Here is an 817-nt window from a genome sequence, read left to right as displayed (position 1 = left end):
ACCCGTTCATATCTATGTGAAATCTGTTATCCGGGAAGGATCGGACACGGAGACGATCGAGTTCCGGACAACTGGATTTTATTATATGAAAAAAGATAAAATATATCTTTCTTATCATGAAGAGCATGATGCTGGAAAGGTGAAGACGATCGTCAAGGCAAGTGAAAACGAAGTTCTGGTCATGCGTTCCGGCGCCATCGAAATGAAACAGCGCTTCAGGCCGGGCAGCCGCACCGTCACTCATTATAAAATGCCATTCGGCAGACTCGAGCTCGGCGTGGATACTAAAGCTGTATCAGTCACACATCAGCCGCCGGACGGAAAGATCAGCATTGAGTACGATATGATTGTAAGCGATGAACAAAAGCATTTACATAAGATGTCGATTTCGTATAGAGGAGGACACGAGTCATGAACATAGTCGAACAAATGAAAGATGTGCTGAAGCAGGAAATTAAGGAAGCTGTCATGAAAGCCGGCCTCGCCGAAGAAAGCGAGATTCCAGAAGTCGTACTGGAAGTTCCGAAAGACAAGTCGCATGGCGACTATTCCACTAATATGGCTATGCAGCTGGCGAGAATCGCCAAAAAAGCGCCGCGGAATATTGCCGAAGAAATCGTCGCATCCTTTGACAAAGGAAAAGCGTCGATCGACAAACTTGATATCGCAGGACCTGGCTTTATCAATTTCTACATGAACAATCAATATTTAACGAAGCTGATTCCGGCTGTGCTTGAAGCAGGAGAGGCCTACGGTGAAACAAATATCGGGGGCGGGGAACGCGTCCAGGTGGAATTCGTCTCAGCAAACCCGACGG

At 46.9% G+C, this 817-nt stretch carries 1 protein-coding gene and 1 pseudogene; both read left to right on the top strand.

What is annotated here, in order from left to right:
• On the top strand, window positions 1-415 hold a 415-nt coding region (locus ACWHAR_RS25545), incomplete at its 5' end, for a DUF1934 domain-containing protein (RefSeq protein WP_452088243.1).
• A pseudogene (gene argS, locus ACWHAR_RS25540) lies at window positions 412-817 on the top strand (arginine--tRNA ligase); the annotation flags it as partial. The gene ACWHAR_RS25545 and the pseudogene argS, both read left to right, overlap by 4 nt.

Source organism: Bacillus sp. LR--39, from assembly GCF_053613335.1.
The sequence above is the reverse complement of the archived record's forward strand: the minus strand, read 5'-3'. Positions and strand labels throughout refer to the sequence as shown.